General features: G+C 68.1%; 15 protein-coding genes. 7 read left to right on the plus strand and 8 right to left on the minus strand.

Going from position 1 to position 16,708, the window contains the following annotated elements; all coding sequences use genetic code 11:
* Window positions 1-59 precede the first annotated feature (59 nt).
* The 4 genes from BIZ42_RS07575 to BIZ42_RS07590 all read left to right on the plus strand — a co-directional run bounded on the left by BIZ42_RS07575 (window position 60) and on the right by BIZ42_RS07590 (window position 8,213).
* Entirely contained in the window at window positions 60-677 is a 618-nt protein-coding gene (locus BIZ42_RS07575) for a trimeric intracellular cation channel family protein (protein WP_019183564.1), read from the plus strand.
* A gap of 203 nt (window positions 678-880) precedes the next feature.
* Window positions 881-2,047 carry an MdtA/MuxA family multidrug efflux RND transporter periplasmic adaptor subunit gene (locus tag BIZ42_RS07580; RefSeq protein WP_019183563.1) on the plus strand — a complete coding sequence of 389 codons (1,167 nt, stop codon included), beginning with the start codon at window positions 881-883 and terminating at the stop codon, window positions 2,045-2,047.
* A complete protein-coding gene (locus BIZ42_RS07585; protein ID WP_070426049.1) occupies window positions 2,044-5,151 on the plus strand; it encodes an MdtB/MuxB family multidrug efflux RND transporter permease subunit in 3,108 nt (1,035 codons plus the stop codon). Before BIZ42_RS07580 ends, BIZ42_RS07585 begins: the two co-directional genes overlap by 4 nt.
* A complete protein-coding gene (locus BIZ42_RS07590; protein WP_070426050.1) occupies window positions 5,148-8,213 on the plus strand; it encodes an efflux RND transporter permease subunit in 3,066 nt (1,021 codons plus the stop codon). Before BIZ42_RS07585 ends, BIZ42_RS07590 begins: the two co-directional genes overlap by 4 nt.
* 15 nt (window positions 8,214-8,228) lie before the next feature.
* On the opposite strand, the gene BIZ42_RS07595 is transcribed toward BIZ42_RS07590, so the two are convergent.
* The 6 genes from BIZ42_RS07595 to BIZ42_RS07620 all read right to left on the minus strand — a co-directional run bounded on the left by BIZ42_RS07595 (window position 8,229) and on the right by BIZ42_RS07620 (window position 12,093).
* Complete coding sequence (locus tag BIZ42_RS07595) at window positions 8,229-8,705, minus strand: GNAT family N-acetyltransferase (RefSeq protein ID WP_070426051.1); 477 nt, start codon at window positions 8,703-8,705, stop codon at window positions 8,229-8,231.
* 3 nt (window positions 8,706-8,708) lie between these two features.
* Window positions 8,709-8,978, minus strand: coding sequence for a DUF1778 domain-containing protein (locus BIZ42_RS07600; RefSeq protein ID WP_070426052.1), 270 nt, complete (start codon window positions 8,976-8,978; stop codon window positions 8,709-8,711).
* Between the two features lie 178 nt (window positions 8,979-9,156).
* Window positions 9,157-10,260, minus strand: coding sequence for a 3-deoxy-7-phosphoheptulonate synthase AroG (aroG, locus tag BIZ42_RS07605; protein WP_070427476.1), 1,104 nt, complete (start codon window positions 10,258-10,260; stop codon window positions 9,157-9,159).
* Window positions 10,261-10,499: 239 nt separating this feature from the next.
* On the minus strand, window positions 10,500-10,847 hold the full coding sequence (locus BIZ42_RS07610; protein WP_019183559.1) for a DUF6616 family protein: 348 nt from the start codon (window positions 10,845-10,847) through the stop codon (window positions 10,500-10,502).
* A gap of 14 nt (window positions 10,848-10,861) precedes the next feature.
* Window positions 10,862-11,602, minus strand: a complete 741-nt coding sequence (locus BIZ42_RS07615; RefSeq protein ID WP_070426053.1) for a DNA alkylation repair protein — start codon at window positions 11,600-11,602, stop codon at window positions 10,862-10,864.
* Complete coding sequence (locus tag BIZ42_RS07620) at window positions 11,599-12,093, minus strand: MarR family transcriptional regulator (protein ID WP_070426054.1); 495 nt, start codon at window positions 12,091-12,093, stop codon at window positions 11,599-11,601. Before BIZ42_RS07620 ends, BIZ42_RS07615 begins: the two co-directional genes overlap by 4 nt.
* Window positions 12,094-12,223: 130 nt before the next feature.
* On the opposite strand from BIZ42_RS07620, the gene BIZ42_RS07625 reads away from it, so the two are divergent.
* Both BIZ42_RS07625 and BIZ42_RS07630 read left to right on the plus strand, forming a co-directional pair.
* Window positions 12,224-12,508 (plus strand): hypothetical protein, encoded by a 285-nt coding sequence (locus tag BIZ42_RS07625; RefSeq protein WP_070426055.1) that lies wholly within the window; start codon window positions 12,224-12,226, stop codon window positions 12,506-12,508.
* Between the two features lie 116 nt (window positions 12,509-12,624).
* Window positions 12,625-13,785 (plus strand): serine hydrolase domain-containing protein, encoded by a 1,161-nt coding sequence (locus BIZ42_RS07630; RefSeq protein WP_070426056.1) that lies wholly within the window; start codon window positions 12,625-12,627, stop codon window positions 13,783-13,785.
* Between the two features lie 18 nt (window positions 13,786-13,803).
* On the opposite strand, the gene BIZ42_RS07635 is transcribed toward BIZ42_RS07630, so the two are convergent.
* Window positions 13,804-14,853, minus strand: coding sequence for an LLM class oxidoreductase (locus BIZ42_RS07635; RefSeq protein ID WP_070426057.1), 1,050 nt, complete (start codon window positions 14,851-14,853; stop codon window positions 13,804-13,806).
* Window positions 14,854-14,868: 15 nt separating this feature from the next.
* A complete protein-coding gene (locus tag BIZ42_RS07640) occupies window positions 14,869-15,504 on the minus strand; it encodes a glutathione S-transferase family protein (protein ID WP_070426058.1) in 636 nt (211 codons plus the stop codon).
* A 225-nt stretch (window positions 15,505-15,729) separates the two neighbouring features.
* Between BIZ42_RS07640 and BIZ42_RS07645 the strand changes: the two genes are divergently transcribed.
* Window positions 15,730-16,629 carry a LysR substrate-binding domain-containing protein gene (locus BIZ42_RS07645; protein ID WP_070426059.1) on the plus strand — a complete coding sequence of 300 codons (900 nt, stop codon included), beginning with the start codon at window positions 15,730-15,732 and terminating at the stop codon, window positions 16,627-16,629.
* Window positions 16,630-16,708: the final 79 nt, after the last annotated feature.

Consider the following 16,708-nt stretch of genomic DNA (forward strand, 5'->3'; position numbering starts at 1 on the left):
GCTGGCGTGATGCGTGTGCGTTTCCGTCCCCGCCTGACGTGCTTTCCGGAGCCACCCCCATGCTGCTCTCCTTGATCTACCTCATCGCCATCTCGGCCGAAGCCATGACCGGCGCGCTGTCGGCCGGCCGCCGCCGCATGGACCTGTTCGGCGTGGTCATCATCGCCTGCGTCACCGCGCTCGGCGGCGGCTCACTGCGCGACATCGTGCTCGGGCATTACCCGCTGGGCTGGGTGAAGCACCCGGAGTACCTGGGCTTCACGATCTGCGCGGCGCTGATCGCGACCTGGGTGGCGCGCTGGATGCACCACTTCCGGCGCACCTTCCTGGTGCTCGATGGCCTGGGCCTGATCGCGTTCACCCTGATCGGCTGCGCGGTCGCACGCGAGGGCGGGCACACCGTGCCGATCATCCTGATCGCCGGCATGCTGACCGGTGCGTTCGGTGGCGTGCTGCGCGACGTGCTGTGCAACGAGGTGCCGCTGATCTTCCAGAAAGAACTGTATGCCGTGATCACCCTGCTCACCGGCGCGGCCTACCTGACCCTGCTGGAACTCGGCGTGTCGCTCAACGCGGCCACGCTGTGGTGCCTGGGCGGCGGCTTCCTGTTCCGCCTGCTGGCGATCCACTTCAAATGGGAAATGCCGAAGTTCGTGTACCGCGACGAGGTGCATTGACGCACGCGCAGGCATGACCAAGGTCACGGGAGCTTGAGCGGCCTGGCCCTGTATCATGGCGCTCCCGTTCCAATCGAACGGCATCCAGCCACGCGGCGGTGTTCCACCCGCTGCCCCGCCAGACACCCTCTCCCCCGTTGACCTGCCGCACTCGGCCGGTCCCCATGGACGCACTGCTCCGGTGGAGGGTGCGCAGGATGCGTATGTCCGCTTCAACGCCCGCCTCGTCTCGCCGTCGTTTCGCCAAACCGCTGTTGATCGCTGCCGCCGTCGGCCTGGCCGCGATCGCCGCATGGAAGCTGCTCTCGCCCGCGCCTGCCGCCAGTCCCGCCGGTGGCCCGCAGCCGACCCCGGTGCGCGTGGCCACTGCGACGCAGGAAGACCTGGTGGTGCGCCTGAAGGCGCTCGGCACGGTGACCCCGCTGCATACGGTGAGCCTGCGCAGCCGCGTGGATGGCGAACTGCTGCGGCTGGCGTTCTCCGAAGGCCAGCACGTCAAGGCCGGCGAGCTGCTGGCCGAGATCGACCCGCGCCCGTTCCAGGTACAGCTGTCGCGTGCGCTGGGCACCCAGCAGCAGAACCTGGCCGAGCTGGACAACGCCGAGAGCCAGCTCAAGCGCTTCACCGAACTGCAGACCAAGCACTTCGTCTCCGCGCAGGACCTGAGTGATCAGCAGAGCAAGGTGCGCCAGCTGCAGGGCCGTCGCCAGACCGACCAGGCGGCCGTGGATGAAGCGCGCCTGCAGCTGCAGTACACCCGGATCACCGCACCGGTGGCCGGGCGCATGGGCCTGCGCAACGTGGATGTCGGCAACCTGGTGCGCAGTGGCGATACCGAGCCGCTGGCCACGATCACCCAGACCACGCCGATCAGCGTGCTGTTCACCGTGCCCGAGCCGGACCTGCCGGCGGTGGTCGCCGCCGCCCGTGCCAATCCGCAGCTCACCGTGGAAGCCTGGGATCGCGAGGAGCGCACCGCGCTGGGCGACGGCGTGCTTTCCAGCCTGGACAACCGCATCGATACCGCCACCGGCACGCTCAAGCTGCGCGCGCAGTTCGCCAACGCCGATGAGTCGTTGTTCCCCAACCAGTTCGTCAACGTGCGCCTGCAGGTCAGCAGCAGCGATTCGGTGGTGATCCCCAATGCCGCCGTGCAGTTCGGCAGCAAGGGCAGCTACGTCTACGTGATCGCGGCCGATGCCACCTCGCACCTGCGCAACGTAGTGCTCGGCCCGGCCGATGGCGAACGGGTTTCGGTGCGCGAAGGGCTCAAGGCCGGCGAGCGCGTGGTGGTGGAAGGCATCGACGGCCTGCGCGAAGGCGCCAAGGTCGAGGTGGTGGAGCAGGACCCGCCGCGGACCGGCGCATGAACCTCTCGCGCCCCTTCATCGAGCGCCCGGTCGCGACCACGCTGCTGATGGTGGCGCTGCTGCTGTCCGGCGTGATGGCCTACCGCCTGCTGCCGGTCGCGGCACTGCCGCAGGTCGATTACCCGATCATCCAGATCACCACGCTGTATCCCGGTGCCAGCCCGGAGGTCACCACCAGCGCGGTCACTGCACCGCTGGAGCGGCAGCTGGGGCAGATCCCCGGCCTGAAGCAGATGTCCTCGACCAGTTCGGGCGGCGCGTCGGTCATCACGCTGCAGTTCTCGCTGGAGGTCGCGCTCGGCGTGGCCGAGCAGGAAGTGCAGGCCGCGATCAACGCCGCCGACAGCTTCCTGCCCGATGACCTGCCGGTGCCGCCGGTGTACCGCAAGGTCAACCCGGCCGATACCCCGATCCTGACCCTGGCGGTGACCTCGCAGGGGCTGTCGCTGCCGCAGGTGCACGATCTGGTCGATACGCGCATGGCCCAGCGCCTCTCGCAGCTGCCCGGCGTCGGCCTGGTCAGCCTGGCCGGTGGGCAGCGCCCGGCGGTGCGCATCCAGGTCAATCCTTCGGCGCTGGCCGCCAACGGCCTGAGCATGGCCAGCATCCGCACCGCGATCGGCACGGCCAACGTCAACATGCCCAAGGGCAGCTTCGACGGCCCGACCCGCGCGATCATGCTCGATGCCAACGACCAGATGCGCTCGGTGGCCGAGTACCGCGCGCTGATCCTGGCCTGGAAAGACGGCGCGCCGCTGCGCCTGGGCGACGTGGCCACCATCGAGGATGGCGCCGAGAACCGCCAGCTGGCCGCGTGGTCGGGCACCACCCCGGCCGTACTGATCAACATCCAGCGCCAGCCGGGCGCGAACGTGATCGCCGTGGTCGACCAGGTGCGGGCGCTGCTGCCGCAGCTGCAGGCGTCGCTGCCCAAGGGCGTGGACGTGGCAGTGCTGAGCGACCGCACCGAATCGATCCGCGCCTCGATCCGTGGCGTGCAGCACGAGCTGCTCATCGCGATCGCGCTCGTGGTGATGGTCACCTTCGTGTTCCTGCGCAACATCCGGGCCACGATCATTCCCAGCATCGCGGTACCGCTGTCGCTGGTGGGCACCTTCGGGGTGATGCTGCTGGCCGGCTTCTCGCTCAACAACCTCACCCTGATGGCGCTGACCATCGCCACCGGCTTCGTGGTGGACGATGCGATCGTCATGCTGGAGAACATCGCCCGTCACCTGGAGCGCGGCGCGACGCCGATGCAGGCGGCGCTGAAAGGCGCCAGGCAGATCGGCTTCACCCTGATCTCGCTGACGCTGTCGCTGATCGCGGTGCTGATCCCGCTGCTGTTCATGGCCGACGTAGTCGGCAAGTTGTTCCATGAGTTCGCGATCACACTGGCGGTGGCGATCGGCATTTCGCTGCTGGTCTCGCTGACGCTGACGCCGATGATGTGCGCGCGCCTGCTCAAGGCCGGCCACGCGACCCGTCGCGATGCCGATGGGCAGGAATCGTCGCAGCAGGGCGACCCGTTCGACCGCGTCGTGGCGCTCTACGATCGCCAGCTGCACTGGGTGCTCCAGCGCCAGCCGCTGATGCTGGCCGCCACCGTCGCCACGCTGGTGCTGACGGCCATGCTGTACATGTGGGTGCCCAAGGGCTTCTTCCCGGTGCAGGATGCCGGGCTGATCCAGGGCATCAGCGAGGCGCCGCAGTCGATTTCCTTCCAGGCGATGGCGCAGCGCCAGCAGGCGTTGTCCGCGGCGTTGCTGGAGGATGAGGACGTGGCCAGCCTGTCTTCGTTCATCGGCGTGGACGGCAACAACGCCACGCTCAACAGCGGCCGCCTGCTGATCGAGCTGAAGCCGCATGCACAGCGCGCTGCCGATGCACAGGCGATCATCGCGCGGCTGCAGCAGCGCGTGGCGCACGTACCGGGCATCAAGCTGTACCTGCAGCCGGTGCAGGAACTGGGCATCGAAGACCGGATCAGCCGGACCCAGTACCAGTTCACCCTGACCAGCCCGGACCTCGCGCAGCTGGAAACATGGACGCCGCGCCTGCTCGCGCACCTGCAGCAGTCGCCGGCGCTGGCCGACGTCGCCAGTGATCTGCAGAACCAGGGCCTGCAGGCGCATGTGGTGATCGACCGGGTCGCCGCCGCGCGGCTGGGGATCAGCGTGGAGGCCATCGCCGACGCGCTCTACGACGCCTTCGGGCAGCGCCAGATCTCGACCATCTTCACCCAGGCCAACCAGTACCGCGTGGTGCTGGAAGCGCGCCCGGACGTGGCCTTCGGCCCGGATGCGATCGCGCGCCTGCACGTCACCGGGCCGGACGGGCGGCAAGTGCCGCTGGGCGGCATCGCGCGGATCGAACAGCGCCCGGCGCAGCTGCTGATCAACCATGTCGGCCAGTTCCCGGCGGTGACGTTCTCCTTCAATCTCGCCCCGGATGCGTCGCTGGGCGAAGCGGTGGCGGCGATCGAAGGTGCACGCGCCGCGATCGGGCTGCCGGCCAGCGTCGAACTGCGCCTGCAGGGCGCGGCCGATGCGTTCCGCGCGTCGCTGTCGAGCACCTTGTGGCTGGTGCTGGCCGCGGTGGTGGTGATGTACCTGGTGCTGGGCGTGCTCTATGAGAGCTTCATCCACCCGATCACCATCCTTTCCACCCTGCCCTCGGCCACGGTGGGTGCGCTGCTGGCGTTGCTGGTCAGCGGGCGCAGCCTGGACCTGATCGCGGTGATCGGCATCGTGCTGCTGATCGGGCTGGTCAAGAAGAACGCGATCATGATGATCGACTTCGCGCTGGAGGCCGAGCGCGAGCATGGCATGGCGCCGCGCCAGGCGATCCACCAGGCCGCCCTGCTGCGCTTCCGCCCGATCCTGATGACCACGCTGGCCGCGCTGTTCGGCGCGATTCCGCTGATGTTCGCCAGTGGCTCGGGCGCCGAGCTGCGCCAGCCGCTGGGCCTGGTGATGGTGGGTGGGCTGATCGTCAGCCAGGTGCTGACCCTGTTCACCACGCCGGTGATCTACCTGTTCTTCGACCGCTTCCGCCAGCGCCCCGCGCCGGTGACCGACGAGGCTGACGAGGCGCTGGCGTGAGTCCGCTGTCGCGGGCGATCGGCTGGTTCGTGCAGCATCCGGTCGCCACCGTGCTGCTCGCGGTCGCGGTGGTGCTGGCCGGCCTGCTCGGGCTGCGCCTGCTGCCGGTCGCGCCGTTGCCGCAGGTCGACTACCCGGCCATCAACGTCAGCGCCAGCCTGCCCGGCGCGAGCCCGGAATCGATGGCGGCCAACGTCGCCACGCCGCTGGAGCGTGCCCTGGGCACCCTCCCCGGGCTGACCGGGATCGACTCGGCCAGCACCCAGGGCTCGACCCAGGTCGAGCTGAAGTTCGCGCTCGGCCGCGACGTGGACGATGCCGCGCGCGACGTGCAGGCCGCGATCAATGCCGCGCGCGCGCAGCTGCCCAGTGGCATGCCGGGCATGCCGCAGTACCGCAAGGTGAATCCCTCGCAGGCACCGATCATGGCGCTCGCGCTGAGTTCGGACAGCCTCTCGCCGGGGCAGATCTACGACGTGGCCTCCACGGTGATCGCGCAGAAGCTGGCGCAGATTCCCGGCGTCGGCGAGGTGCAGGTGGGCGGCAGTTCGCTGCCGGCGGTGCGCGTCTCGCTGGATCCCAATGCACTCAACCATCACCGCATCGCGCTGGACGACATCGCCGCGGCGATCCGCAATGCCAACGCACTCAAGCCACTGGGCACCGTCGCCAGCCAGGCCCAGCAGTGGCAGCTGGAAGCGACGCTGCAGCTGCGCACCGCCGCCGAGTACCGCCGCCTGATCGTGGCGATGCGCGATGGCCGCCCGGTGTACCTGGAGGACGTGGCCGGGATCAGCGAAGGGGTTGAAGACCGCTACGCCAGCGGCTTCCACAACGAGCGCCCGGCGGTGCTGCTGATCGTCAGCCGCCAGCCGGAGGCCAACATCATAGAGACCGTCGACGCCATCCAGGCACAGATGGACACGCTGCAGGCGCTGCTGCCGGCCAACATCGACATGCAGGTGGTGATGGACCGTTCGCCGGTGATCCGCGCCACCCTGCGCGAGGCCGAGCTGACGTTGCTGCTGGCGATCGCCCTGGTGGTGCTGGTGGTGCTGGCCTTCCTCGGCCACTGGCGCGCGGCGCTGGTGCCGACCGTCGCCATCCCGGTCTCGCTGCTGGGCGCGCTGGCGATCATCGCCCTGCTCGGGTTCTCGCTCAACACGCTCTCGCTGATGGCGCTGATCGTGGCCGCGGTGCTGGTGGTCGACGATGCCATCGTGGTGCTGGAGAACATCGCCCGCCACCGCGAGGAAGGCGCCTCACCGATGACCGCCGCGCTGCGGGGCGCGGGGGAAGTCGGCGCCACGCTGCTGTCGATGAACATCGCGCTGGCCGTGGTGTTCATCTCGATCCTGTTCCTGGATGACTTCGTCGAGAAGCTGTTCCGCGAGTTCTCGCTGACCCTGGTGGCGGCGATGGGTGTCTCGCTGCTGGTTTCGCTGAGCCTGACCCCGATGCTGTGCGCGCGCCTGCTCGGGCAGGCACGGCCCGGCCCCGGCAATAGCCTGCAGCGCGCCGGCACCGCGCTGTTCGAGCGTCTGCGCGGCGCCTATGTGGGCAGCCTGCAGACAATGCTGCGCTGGCTCGCGCTGCCCCTGCTGCTGTTCGCAGGTGTGATCGCGCTGAACGTGTGGCTGTTCCAGCAGGTGCCCAAGGGCATCGTGCCCAAGCAGGACACCGCGCAGCTGCGTGGCTTCGCGCGCGGCGACGATGGCCTCTCGTTCCAGGTGATGCAGCCCAAGATCGAGGCCTACCGCAAGCTGCTGCTGGCCGACCCGGCGATCAGCGACATCATCGGGTACATCGGCGGCCGCAGCGGGGTCAACAACGCCTTCATCATGATCAAGATGAAGCCGCTGGCCGAGCGCAAGGTCTCCAGCCAGCAGGTGATCGACCGCCTGCGCGCCAACATGCCGAAGATTCCCGGCGGCGGCATGTTCCTGTGGGTGGACCAGGACATCAAGCTGGAAGGCAGCGGCGACAGCGGCCAGTACGAGTTCCAGCTGCTCTCCGGCGAGCTGGAACCGCTGCGGCAGTGGACGCCCAAGGTGGCCGATGCGCTGCGCGCCCTGCCCGAGCTGGTCGATGTGGAATCCAAAGGCGATGAAGGCATGCGCCAGGTGGTGCTCGACATCGACCGCGATGCCGCCGCCCGCCTGGGCGTGGACATGCGCATGATCGCTTCCGTGCTCAACAATGCCTTCAGCCAACGCCAGGTTGCCACGCTGTACGACACGCTCAACCAGTACCGCGTGGTGATGGAGCTGGACCCGCGCTACACCCAGGATCCTTCCACGCTGGAGCAGATCCATGTGATCGGCAAGGACGGCCAGCGCCTGCCGTTGTCGTCGATCGCGCGGTGGGACTACGGCATGGCGCCGGACCGGATCTATCACAGCCAGCAGTTCGCCTCGGTGTGGATCGAGTTCGCGCTGGCGCCCGGCGTCACCCTGGACCAGGCAGTGAAAGCGGTGGACCAGGCCATGGCCAGGATCATGCTGCCCACCCATGTGCAGGCGCGGCTCAGCGGCGAGGCCGGCGGCTTCGAGAAACTGCGCGAGCGCCAGCTGTGGCTGATCCTCGGCGCGATGCTGGCGGTGTATCTGGTGCTGGGCGTGCTGTACGAAAGTTTCGTGCAGCCGCTGGCGATCCTCTCCACCCTGCCCTCGGCCGGCGTGGGCGCGTTGCTGGCGCTGATGGCCTTCGGCAACGAGCTGAACCTGATCTCGCTGCTCGGGCTGTTCCTGCTGGTGGGCGTGGTGATGAAGAACACCATCCTGATCATCGACTTCGCGCTGTCGGCCGAACGCGAGCGCGGCCTGTCGTCCTACGAGGCGGTCTGCGAGGCGGCACGACTGCGGTTCCGCCCGATCCTGATGACCAGCGTGGCCGCGTTGCTGGGCACGCTGCCGCTGATGCTGGCCACCGGCGAAGGCTGGGAGATGCGCCAGCCGCTGGGCATCGCGATCGTGGGCGGCCTGCTGGTCAGCCAGTGGCTGACCCTGTACACCACGCCGGCGATCTATCTGGCGTTGGCGAAGCTGAGGCGCGCCGCGTGATCATCAACGGGCGCGCTATGCAACAGGCAACATCATCGTCCTGCCATCCATCGGCGACGCGATGAAGCCATGCTTGAGATAGAACGCTTTGGCAGTGTCGTCGAACGCATGACACAACAAGGCGCGCGCGCCGATGTGCCCGCAGACCTGCATCGTGCGTTGCACAGCGTCTTTCAGCAGTCCCGCGCCGACGCCCTGGCCGACCCAGTCGGCATGGACGGCCAACCTGCACAGCACGATGACCGGAATGGGGTGCGGCATGTTCCGGCGAAGGCGACCGGGAACCAGCTGGTGCGAAACGCCGCCGGCAGCGAGCGCGTAATAGCCCACCACATTGTGTTGCGCATCACACACAACAAAACACCGCGATGCCCCCGATGCCTGGTTCTGGTGGGCACGCTCCATCAACCACGAGGTCAGCTCCGCCGCGCTGCATCGAAACTGCTCCAACCGATGCGCTTGAGCCAGCGCATGCGGCGCAGACAACCGCAACGCTCAGCGCTCCCAGGGTGCAGGCGTGCTCAACAGTTTCCTGATGGCCGCGTTGTTTTCCAGCGGTGCATCCAGCAACGCATTAAAGCGTCGCAGCTGCTGAGGATCCAGGGAGAACTGTGTCTGGTCCGCGAGTACCTCCCGCGCCTTCTCACAGGCAGCATCCAGAATGAACTCGGTTCGGCTCACCCCGGTAACCTCAACGGCGCGGTCGATCAGCGCCTGCTTGTCGGCGGGCGCCCGGAAGTTGATGACTTTGCTGGCGAGGGCCACGGAAGGCGCTCCGGAGGTCTGTGCATACAATGTACACACAACTGGATGATCGCTCAACGGCTCCCCCTCTTCTCAGATCGTAAGGCAAGGGTAATCCGTTGGCTCTCCATGGAAAATCGGGAGTTTCCCCGGAAAGCCGTAGGCCTGAGCGCCCCGCGAATGGGGGCGCCCCCACCCGTTACGCCGCCTCGCTGATCCGCGCCGCCCGCCGTGCCCGCACTGCCTCGGCCAGGCTCTCCAGCACCGCCAGCGAGCTGTCCCAGCCGATGCAGCCATCGGTGATGCTCTGGCCGTAGGTCAGCGGCTGGCCGTCCACCAGGTCCTGCCGGCCGGCCACCAGATGACTCTCGACCATGACGCCGACGATGCGCTCTTCGCCGTTGGCCAGCTGCGCGTTGATGTCGGCGATGACCTTGGGCTGGTTCTCCGGATTCTTGCTGCTGTTGGCGTGGCTGGCATCGATCATGATGCGTGCGGCCAGGTGCGACTTGGCCAGCGTCTGGCTGGTCGCTTCCACGTGGTCGGCATCGTAGTTCGGCGTCTTGCCGCCGCGCAGGATCACGTGACAGTCCGGATTGCCGGCGGTGGCCACGATGGCGGTGCCGCCTTCCTTGGTCACCGACAGGAAGTGATGCGGGTTGGAGGCCGCGCCGATCGCATCGGCGGCGATCTTGATGTTGCCGTCGGTACCGTTCTTGAACCCGACCGGGCACGACAGCCCCGAGGCCAGTTCGCGGTGCACCTGGCTTTCGGTGGTGCGTGCGCCGATGGCGCCCCAGGCGACCAGGTCGGCGATGTACTGCGGCGAGATCACATCGAGGAATTCAACGCCGGCCGGCAGGCCCAGCTTGTTGATGTCGCGCAGCAGGCCGCGCGCCACACGCAGGCCCTTGTTGATGTTGAAGCTGCCATCCAGGTCCGGATCGTTGATCAGGCCCTTCCAGCCCACCGTGGTGCGCGGCTTTTCGAAGTACACGCGCATGACGATTTCCAGCTCATCGGCGTAGGCATCGCGCAGCGGCTTGAGGCGCTGGGCGTACTCGATGGCGGCCACCGGGTCATGGATCGAACACGGGCCGATCACCACCGCGAGGCGATCGTCGCGGCCATGCAGGATCTCGTGCAGGGCCGCGCGCGAGGCGCTGACCGTATCGGAGGCTTCGTCGTCGCAGGGCAGCATCGCCAGCAGCTGTGCCGGCGGGGTCAACGGTTCGATCTTGCGGATGCGCAGGTCGTCGGTATGGGGGGCATGGGGTAACTCCTTGGAAGTGGGGGTCCCCAGCGCGGCGGCAACAAAAAAGCCGCCAGGTGCGCTGGCGGCTTTCGGGAATGCGTCTGAAGGTTTCTTCAGGGTGAGCGCATGCCTTCCTCCGCCGCTGGCTTCGGAAAGTAATACCAAAAGTAGGAATTGGCGGGGCGTGCGTTCATTGGGGAGTATTGATAACACAGGGGTTTGGAGGTGCCAACTGTTTCATTCGCAACTGCGGCATCGGTTCAGGCCCCTCCCCGCGAGCGGTGCGCTCACCCCCGCGGCAACGCCGCCAGCTCGGCCAGGTGCTGCTGCAGCGTGCCTGCTGCCCCCACCGCGTGCGTGGTGGTGAAGTACTCGTGCCACCCGGTAGCGCCGATCGCGGCCAGCAAGGCATCGGCATCGAGCCGTTCGGCGCACTGCCACACCGCATAGAACTGCTCGGCCGTGGTGTGCGGAACGTCCTGTTCGATGCGGCCCATCGCCACCGGCGTGATGCGGGCCGGATCCACGTGCTGCATGCCGGCGCCGATGCGGGCGAAGAACGCCCCGCGCGACACCGGGTCCAGCGCGGTCCAGGCGGGGGTGGCGGTGTAGAGCTCGATCAACATGTGCGACATGGCGTTCCTTGAGGTCAGAGCGAGCGCAGTGCGCGCGTGCGGATATAGGTGTTGGCCGGATCATCGGCGTGGTGCTGCTGCCATTCGCTGCACAGCGCGCGGACCCAGTCGGGCTGGCTTTTGCCGGCGTCGTTGAGCCAGTTGCCCACCGAATCCTGCACGTAGCGCGAGGCATCGCAGCACAGCGCCTGCAGCAGCGGCAGCGCGTGTTGCGGCGCCTGCTTGAACAAGGTGATGTGCGCAGCCCACACGCCCCGCGGGCGCAGCGCTTCGCAGGCGAAGCGACGCACGTTGGGTGAGACGTCGGTGGTCCAGCCGTGCAGGTGCGCGAGTACACGCAGGGGTTCGGCGACAACATGCGGACGCACAGCCAGCCATGCCCACTCGCGGACGCCGAAATGCGCATCGTCGGCCAGCGTGCGCAGCGCATCGAGCCTGTGCTCGAGCGACAAGGCCGGGTCGCTGCCGATCAGATAGCAGGCCCAGCCACGCACGGTGTCGCTGGCGTGCCGCGACCACCGTGCATGATCGCCGTGGCCATGCACGCGCAACAGCGTCGCGGCGCCCTGCATGCGCAGCGTGATGCCGCGCTTGGCGGCATTGCGCATCGGCGTGATCGCAGCGGCGGGCAAGCCGGGGGCGACATGGGCCATCAGCTTGGCGAAGTCGACGGCCAGCACTTCGGCCAGATGCGTGGCTTCGGTTTCACCGCGATCGAGCTGACCGCGGCGTTCGCGGGTGATGGGCTGTTTCATGCCGCACGCCCTGCGTCGGTGCGCGACCACACGCGCTGCAGCAGCGTGCCGAGCGTGCGCCGTTCCCGCGGGCTGATATCGGCGAACAGCGAGGCGATCCACGCGGTCTGCTGGTCGAACAGGCGCGCGGCCAGCGCCTGACCCGCCCTGGTCAAGCGCACGTGGATGCGGCGCTTGTCATCCGGATCACTGTGGCGGCTGACCAGGTGCTCGCGCTCCAGCCCATCGAGCAGGCCGGTGATGGTGGCGCGGGTCACCCCGGCGCGCTCGGCCAACTGGTGAGGCGAGAGTGCCGTTTCCGCACCCCGCAGCAGGAACAGCAGCACGAAACGCCCTTCACTCAGGCCCAGCGGCGCCAGCCGGCTGGCACAGTCCTGGTCGATCGCGCTGGCCAGCGACAGCACCTGGAAGCACAACGCCAGTTCGCCCGAATCGGGCTGGCCACGGCGCTCCAGCTCGGTCAGGAAAGCGAGGTGTTTGGTTTCCAGCATGCACGGAGACCCAGGATGATATGGCGGCTAACTATATCGCTGTCGCGACCTGCCTGGAAGCGCCGCCGTCCTTTACGCCGTGCAGGCAACAAGCGAAGATCGCCACAGGATCGCCCACGAGGATGTGTAGATGACCGCTTCCCAGGCTGACGCCATTGCCCAGGCCATCCTGCGGCCGGACACCAGGCGCGAGGCCGTCCAACAACGTCAGCGCGCGCAGGCGCAGTACCTGGCGCGACAACGCGTTGCCGTCGGCGTCGGCATGGTCGGCATGGCGCTGGGGACAGCGGCAGCGATACGGCTGCCCATGGCGAACTCGCAGGGAATGCTGGTGGGTGGCGCGCTGTTCTTCCTGCTTGCGCACCTCGGCCTCGCCTGGCGCGAGCGTCGGCGCGTGGCGCGCGCGCCGGGCTGACCGGCTGACCCCGGCAGAGCCCTGCCATCGACGCCAGAGGTCACGATGACCTTCGGCGCTGTACGCGGGGCCGCGCCGCGGTAGGATGCGGCCGAGTCCTGGAGGAGTGCCGTGCCATGCGCCCGTTCGCCTTGATGCTCGTGCTGCTGACGGCGGCGCCCATCGCGCGCGCCACGCCGCCCACAACGCTTCCAGACCCTGCCGCGGTCGATGCCGAGATGGCGCGGATGATGGCCAAGACGCGTGCGCAGGGCTTGGCACTGGCCGTGATCGATCATGGGAAGGTCGTGCAGGTGCATGCGGCCGGCAAGCGCAACGCCGCCGGTGACCCACTGACGACCGACACGGTGATGTACGGCGCGTCGCTGACCAAAATGGCCTTTGCCTACATGGTGATGCAGTTGGTGGACGAGGGGGTGCTGGACCTGGACCGGCCGATCGGCGAGTACCTGCAGCGCCCCTTGCCGGACTACCCGGCAGAGAAGCAGTACGCGCCCTGGCCGGACCTCAGGGACGACCCGCGCTGGCGTCGCCTGACCGCGCGGATGCTGCTCAGCCATCGCAGCGGGTTTGCCAATTTCGCGTTCCTGGAGCCGGATGGAAAGCTGCGCCTGCACTTCGATCCCGGCACGCGCTATGCCTACTCCGGCGAAGGCCTGATCCTGCTGCAGTTCGTGCTGGAGCGAGGATTGGGCCTGAAGGTGGGCGCGGAGATGCAACGGCGGGTGTTCGACCGCTTCGGCATGACCCGCACCAGCATGCTGTGGCGCCCCGACTTTGCCGGCAACCTGGCCGATGGCTGGACCCAGGACGGCACAAGCGAGCCGCACGATGAGCGCAGCCGCGTGCGAGCTGCCGGTTCAATGGATACCACCATTACCGACATCGCGCGTTTCGCTGCCGGCTACATGCGCGGCGAGGGGCTGTCGGCAAAGGGGCGTGCCGAGCTGGTCCACGCGCAGTGGCCGATCACCACGGCCAGCCAGTTTCCGACCCTGCAGGACGAGCTGGCGCCTGCGCAACGGCGCCGTGACCTCGCCGCCGGGCTGGGCGTGGTGGTGTTCCAGGGACCGCAGGGGCGCGGGTTCTACAAGGGCGGCCACGACGATGCGGTGGGCAACACGCTGGTGTGCGTGGCGCGACGCCAACGCTGCGTGGTGGTGCTGGGCAATGACGTGCGCGCCGAAGCGGCGTTCCCGGCCCTGGTGCGGTTCGTTCTGGGCGAAACCGGCGCGCCGTGGTCGTGGGAGTACGGGGGCAAGACGTTCGTCGAATGACGCAGGCCACGTAGCGGCTTACCAGCGCACCTGTGCCGGCAATGGCCCGTCATGCGAGGGAAACAACGGCAGCACGTACTCGGCCAGCTCCTGCAGCACCTCGGCTGCGGGGCGCTGCGAGAACTGGATCCCCAACGCAGCATGGTTCACGCCGGTACGCTGCCACTCGCAGAGTAGATCGATCAGCCCGTTCCGACCCGTCCTCAGCATGTAGCCACCCTTCACCGGGGTGCGTGGATGGTTCGGGTCCTCGACCAGATCCAGCCATTCGTTGGTGACATGCGGGCGGAAACCCCCGTCGGGAATGAGGCGGCGCCAGGCCTGGATCTTGCCGGCCAGGCGCTGCGGCCCGGCGGCGTGATGGGTTGCCTCGGGATAGGTCAGCCAACCATCGGCATGCTGCCCGACCCAGTCCAGTGTCTGCTGCGAGGTGCCGGTCACCAGCAGCGGAATCGCCCCGGCGACCGGCTTGGGCAACAGCTCGACGCCCTGCAGCGCGCCCAGTGGCGACTCGATATGCAGGGGACCGTGCTGCATCAACTGACGCACGCAGGCCACCGAGGCGGCGAAGCGCTTGCCACGGTCTGCATGCTGCAGGCCATACGCCGGGAACTCGACCGGGCGATCACCCGAAGCGATGCCCAGCACCAGGCGCCCACCGGACAGCTGGTCGATGGTGGCCGCGGACTTGGCCAGGTCGATCGGGTGGCGCAGGGAGAAGATCGCGCTGCCGGTGGCCAGCGCCAGCCGTTCGGTGCGCGCCGCCAGGAAGGCCAGGTAGGTGAACGGATCGAACACCTGCCCGGCATCGCCGAACAGCGGATCGAACAACGGCACATCCCGCACCCAGGTCGCGGCGAAACCGTCGCGGTCCAGCTGGCGCACCAGGTCGGCCTGGCCGGCCAGCACCTGCATGTCCCCCTGGTAGAAGCGCAGCGGCAGGAACACGCCCAGCGTGAGTGCTCCCTCGCGGAACATCCGCTGGTAACCGGCATGCCGGGCGAACGCGGGGGCGGAGGCGCCGGTCAGCGGCCCCTGTGCAGCGCTGATATCGGTCAACAGCGTCATCGTGATCGTCCTGGATCAGGGGCCGGTGGCCGGTTCGGGGAGCTGCACGCCGCGCTGCACCGCAGGCCGCTGTGACATGCGCAGGTGCCATGCACTCAAGTGGGGGTACGCGCTGAAATCGAAGCCGATCAGCTGTGCGATGTGGCTCCAGCCGTAGCCGGCGATGTCGGCGATCGAGTACGCCTCGCCGGCCAGCCATGGGCGGTCTGTGAGGCGCTGGTCCAGCGTGGCGAAGAACGCCTCGCTCAAGCGCCGATAGCGTTCGATCGCGGGCGCATGGGGCGCGTCGGCGAACATCTCGACATGCACGCGCTGGCCCAGGATCGGGCCGACGCTGGCGGCATGGAACATCAGCCAGGTGATTGCCTCCCAGCGCGCGCGTGGCGCCTGCGGCAACAGGCGTCCGCTCTGCTCGGCCAGGTAGAGCAGGATGGCGGCGGATTCGAACACCGTGATACCGGTTGCCTCGTCGACCAGCACCGGAATGCGGCCGTGTGGATGCAGCCGAAGGAAATCGGGATGGCGGTGCTCACCGGCGTCGATGCGCACGTGATGCAGCACGTAAGGGATGCCGAGCTCTTCCAGCGCGATGGTGATCTTGAAGCCGTTGGGCGAGCTGTCGGTGTACAGGTGCAGCGACGCTGGGGACATGCGGGTCTCCTTGGCAGGGGATGGATGGCGGAGGGAGGTCACGTCACGTCACGTCACGACGCCACGCCGCGATGGCAGCGCATGCCGGCTGCGGGCGCATTGGTGGAGTTCATGCAATGCAGCTGGACTAAACCGCCGTGAATCAACATGATCACGATGCTACGCAGGCCATGGCCTGCTGTAGAACGATTTATCGTGCTTGCTCAAGAGAGAAAATCTAACGTCATGGGCGCTGTCCTTCCCCTCCTCGCGCTGCGCGCCTTCGTCGAAACCGGACGTCATGGCAGCCTCAAGGCAGCCGCGGCAGTCATGGGCGTCACCCCGGGTGCGATCAGCCAGCAGCTCAAGCTGTTGCAGGCGCGCACCGGCGTGGAGCTCTTCACCCGCACGCGGCACGGCGTCGCCCTCACCGCCGCCGGCGCGCAGGTGCACCCTGCGCTGCTGCGTGCGTTCGATCAGATCCAGGACGGCATGGCGACGCTGGACGCCATCCATGCGCGGCAGACACTGACGATCAGCACCGTGCCCAGCTTTGCCGCCGCCTGGCTGGTGCCGCGGCTGGGCCGCTTCACCGCGCGGCATCCAGAGATCGAGGTGCGCGTGGAAGCCTCGTCGGCCTTGGCGGATCTGCGCCGCGATCGCATCGACATCGCGATCCGCCACGGTCTCGGCGAGTATCCCGGGCTGGTCTCGCGCCCGCTGGCGGCACCGGTGCTGTTGCCGGTGGCCTGCCCGACGCTGCTCGCCGAGGGGCCGCCGATCCACTCCCCCGCGGACTGCCTGCAGTACCCGCTGCTGCAGGATTCCGATCGCAGTGACTGGTCGCTATGGTTCCGCGCGCTTGGCCTGCCCGCCGATCCGCGCATCGAGCGTGGCCCGGCCTTCGATGATGACGTGCTGCTGATCCGCGCCGCGGAAGCGGGCCAGGGCATCGCGCTGGTGCGCGATCTGTATGTGGACGCCGAAGTGGCCAGCGGTCGGCTGGCGGTGGTGCTGGATCAGCCCTGGCCGACGCGGTTTGCGTACTACGCCGTCACCCTGCCCGGCGCCGAGGAGACACCGGCCATCGCAGCGTTCCTGGGTTGGTTGCAGGACGAGGTCGCGGCCCCCACCAGCGCGCTGTGAGTCGGTACTACGCGCACAAAAAAACCCCGCCTTCCGGCGGGGTTTTTCGTACTGCGGTGGCGGATGGCAGGTGCCGACC

This window comes from Stenotrophomonas sp. LM091, from assembly GCF_001806305.1.
Classification (GTDB): domain Bacteria; phylum Pseudomonadota; class Gammaproteobacteria; order Xanthomonadales; family Xanthomonadaceae; genus Stenotrophomonas; species Stenotrophomonas bentonitica_A.

Bases quoted from the DNA above. Each gene is read 5' to 3' on its own strand.
- BIZ42_RS07630 (WP_070426056.1), top strand. From the start codon at position 12,625: ATGCGCCCGTTCGCCTTGATGCTCGTGCTGCTGACGGCGGCGCCCATC.
- BIZ42_RS07575 (WP_019183564.1), top strand. From the start codon at position 60: ATGCTGCTCTCCTTGATCTACCTCATCGCCATCTCGGCCGAAGCCATG.
- BIZ42_RS07635 (WP_070426057.1), bottom strand. From the start codon at position 14,853: ATGACGCTGTTGACCGATATCAGCGCTGCACAGGGGCCGCTGACCGGC.
- BIZ42_RS07620 (WP_070426054.1), bottom strand. From the start codon at position 12,093: ATGCTGGAAACCAAACACCTCGCTTTCCTGACCGAGCTGGAGCGCCGT.
- BIZ42_RS07610 (WP_019183559.1), bottom strand. From the start codon at position 10,847: ATGTCGCACATGTTGATCGAGCTCTACACCGCCACCCCCGCCTGGACC.
- BIZ42_RS07585 (WP_070426049.1), top strand. From the start codon at position 2,044: ATGAACCTCTCGCGCCCCTTCATCGAGCGCCCGGTCGCGACCACGCTG.
- BIZ42_RS07645 (WP_070426059.1), top strand. From the start codon at position 15,730: ATGGGCGCTGTCCTTCCCCTCCTCGCGCTGCGCGCCTTCGTCGAAACC.
- BIZ42_RS07580 (WP_019183563.1), top strand. From the start codon at position 881: ATGTCCGCTTCAACGCCCGCCTCGTCTCGCCGTCGTTTCGCCAAACCG.
- BIZ42_RS07640 (WP_070426058.1), bottom strand. From the start codon at position 15,504: ATGTCCCCAGCGTCGCTGCACCTGTACACCGACAGCTCGCCCAACGGC.
- BIZ42_RS07615 (WP_070426053.1), bottom strand. From the start codon at position 11,602: ATGAAACAGCCCATCACCCGCGAACGCCGCGGTCAGCTCGATCGCGGT.
- BIZ42_RS07625 (WP_070426055.1), top strand. From the start codon at position 12,224: ATGACCGCTTCCCAGGCTGACGCCATTGCCCAGGCCATCCTGCGGCCG.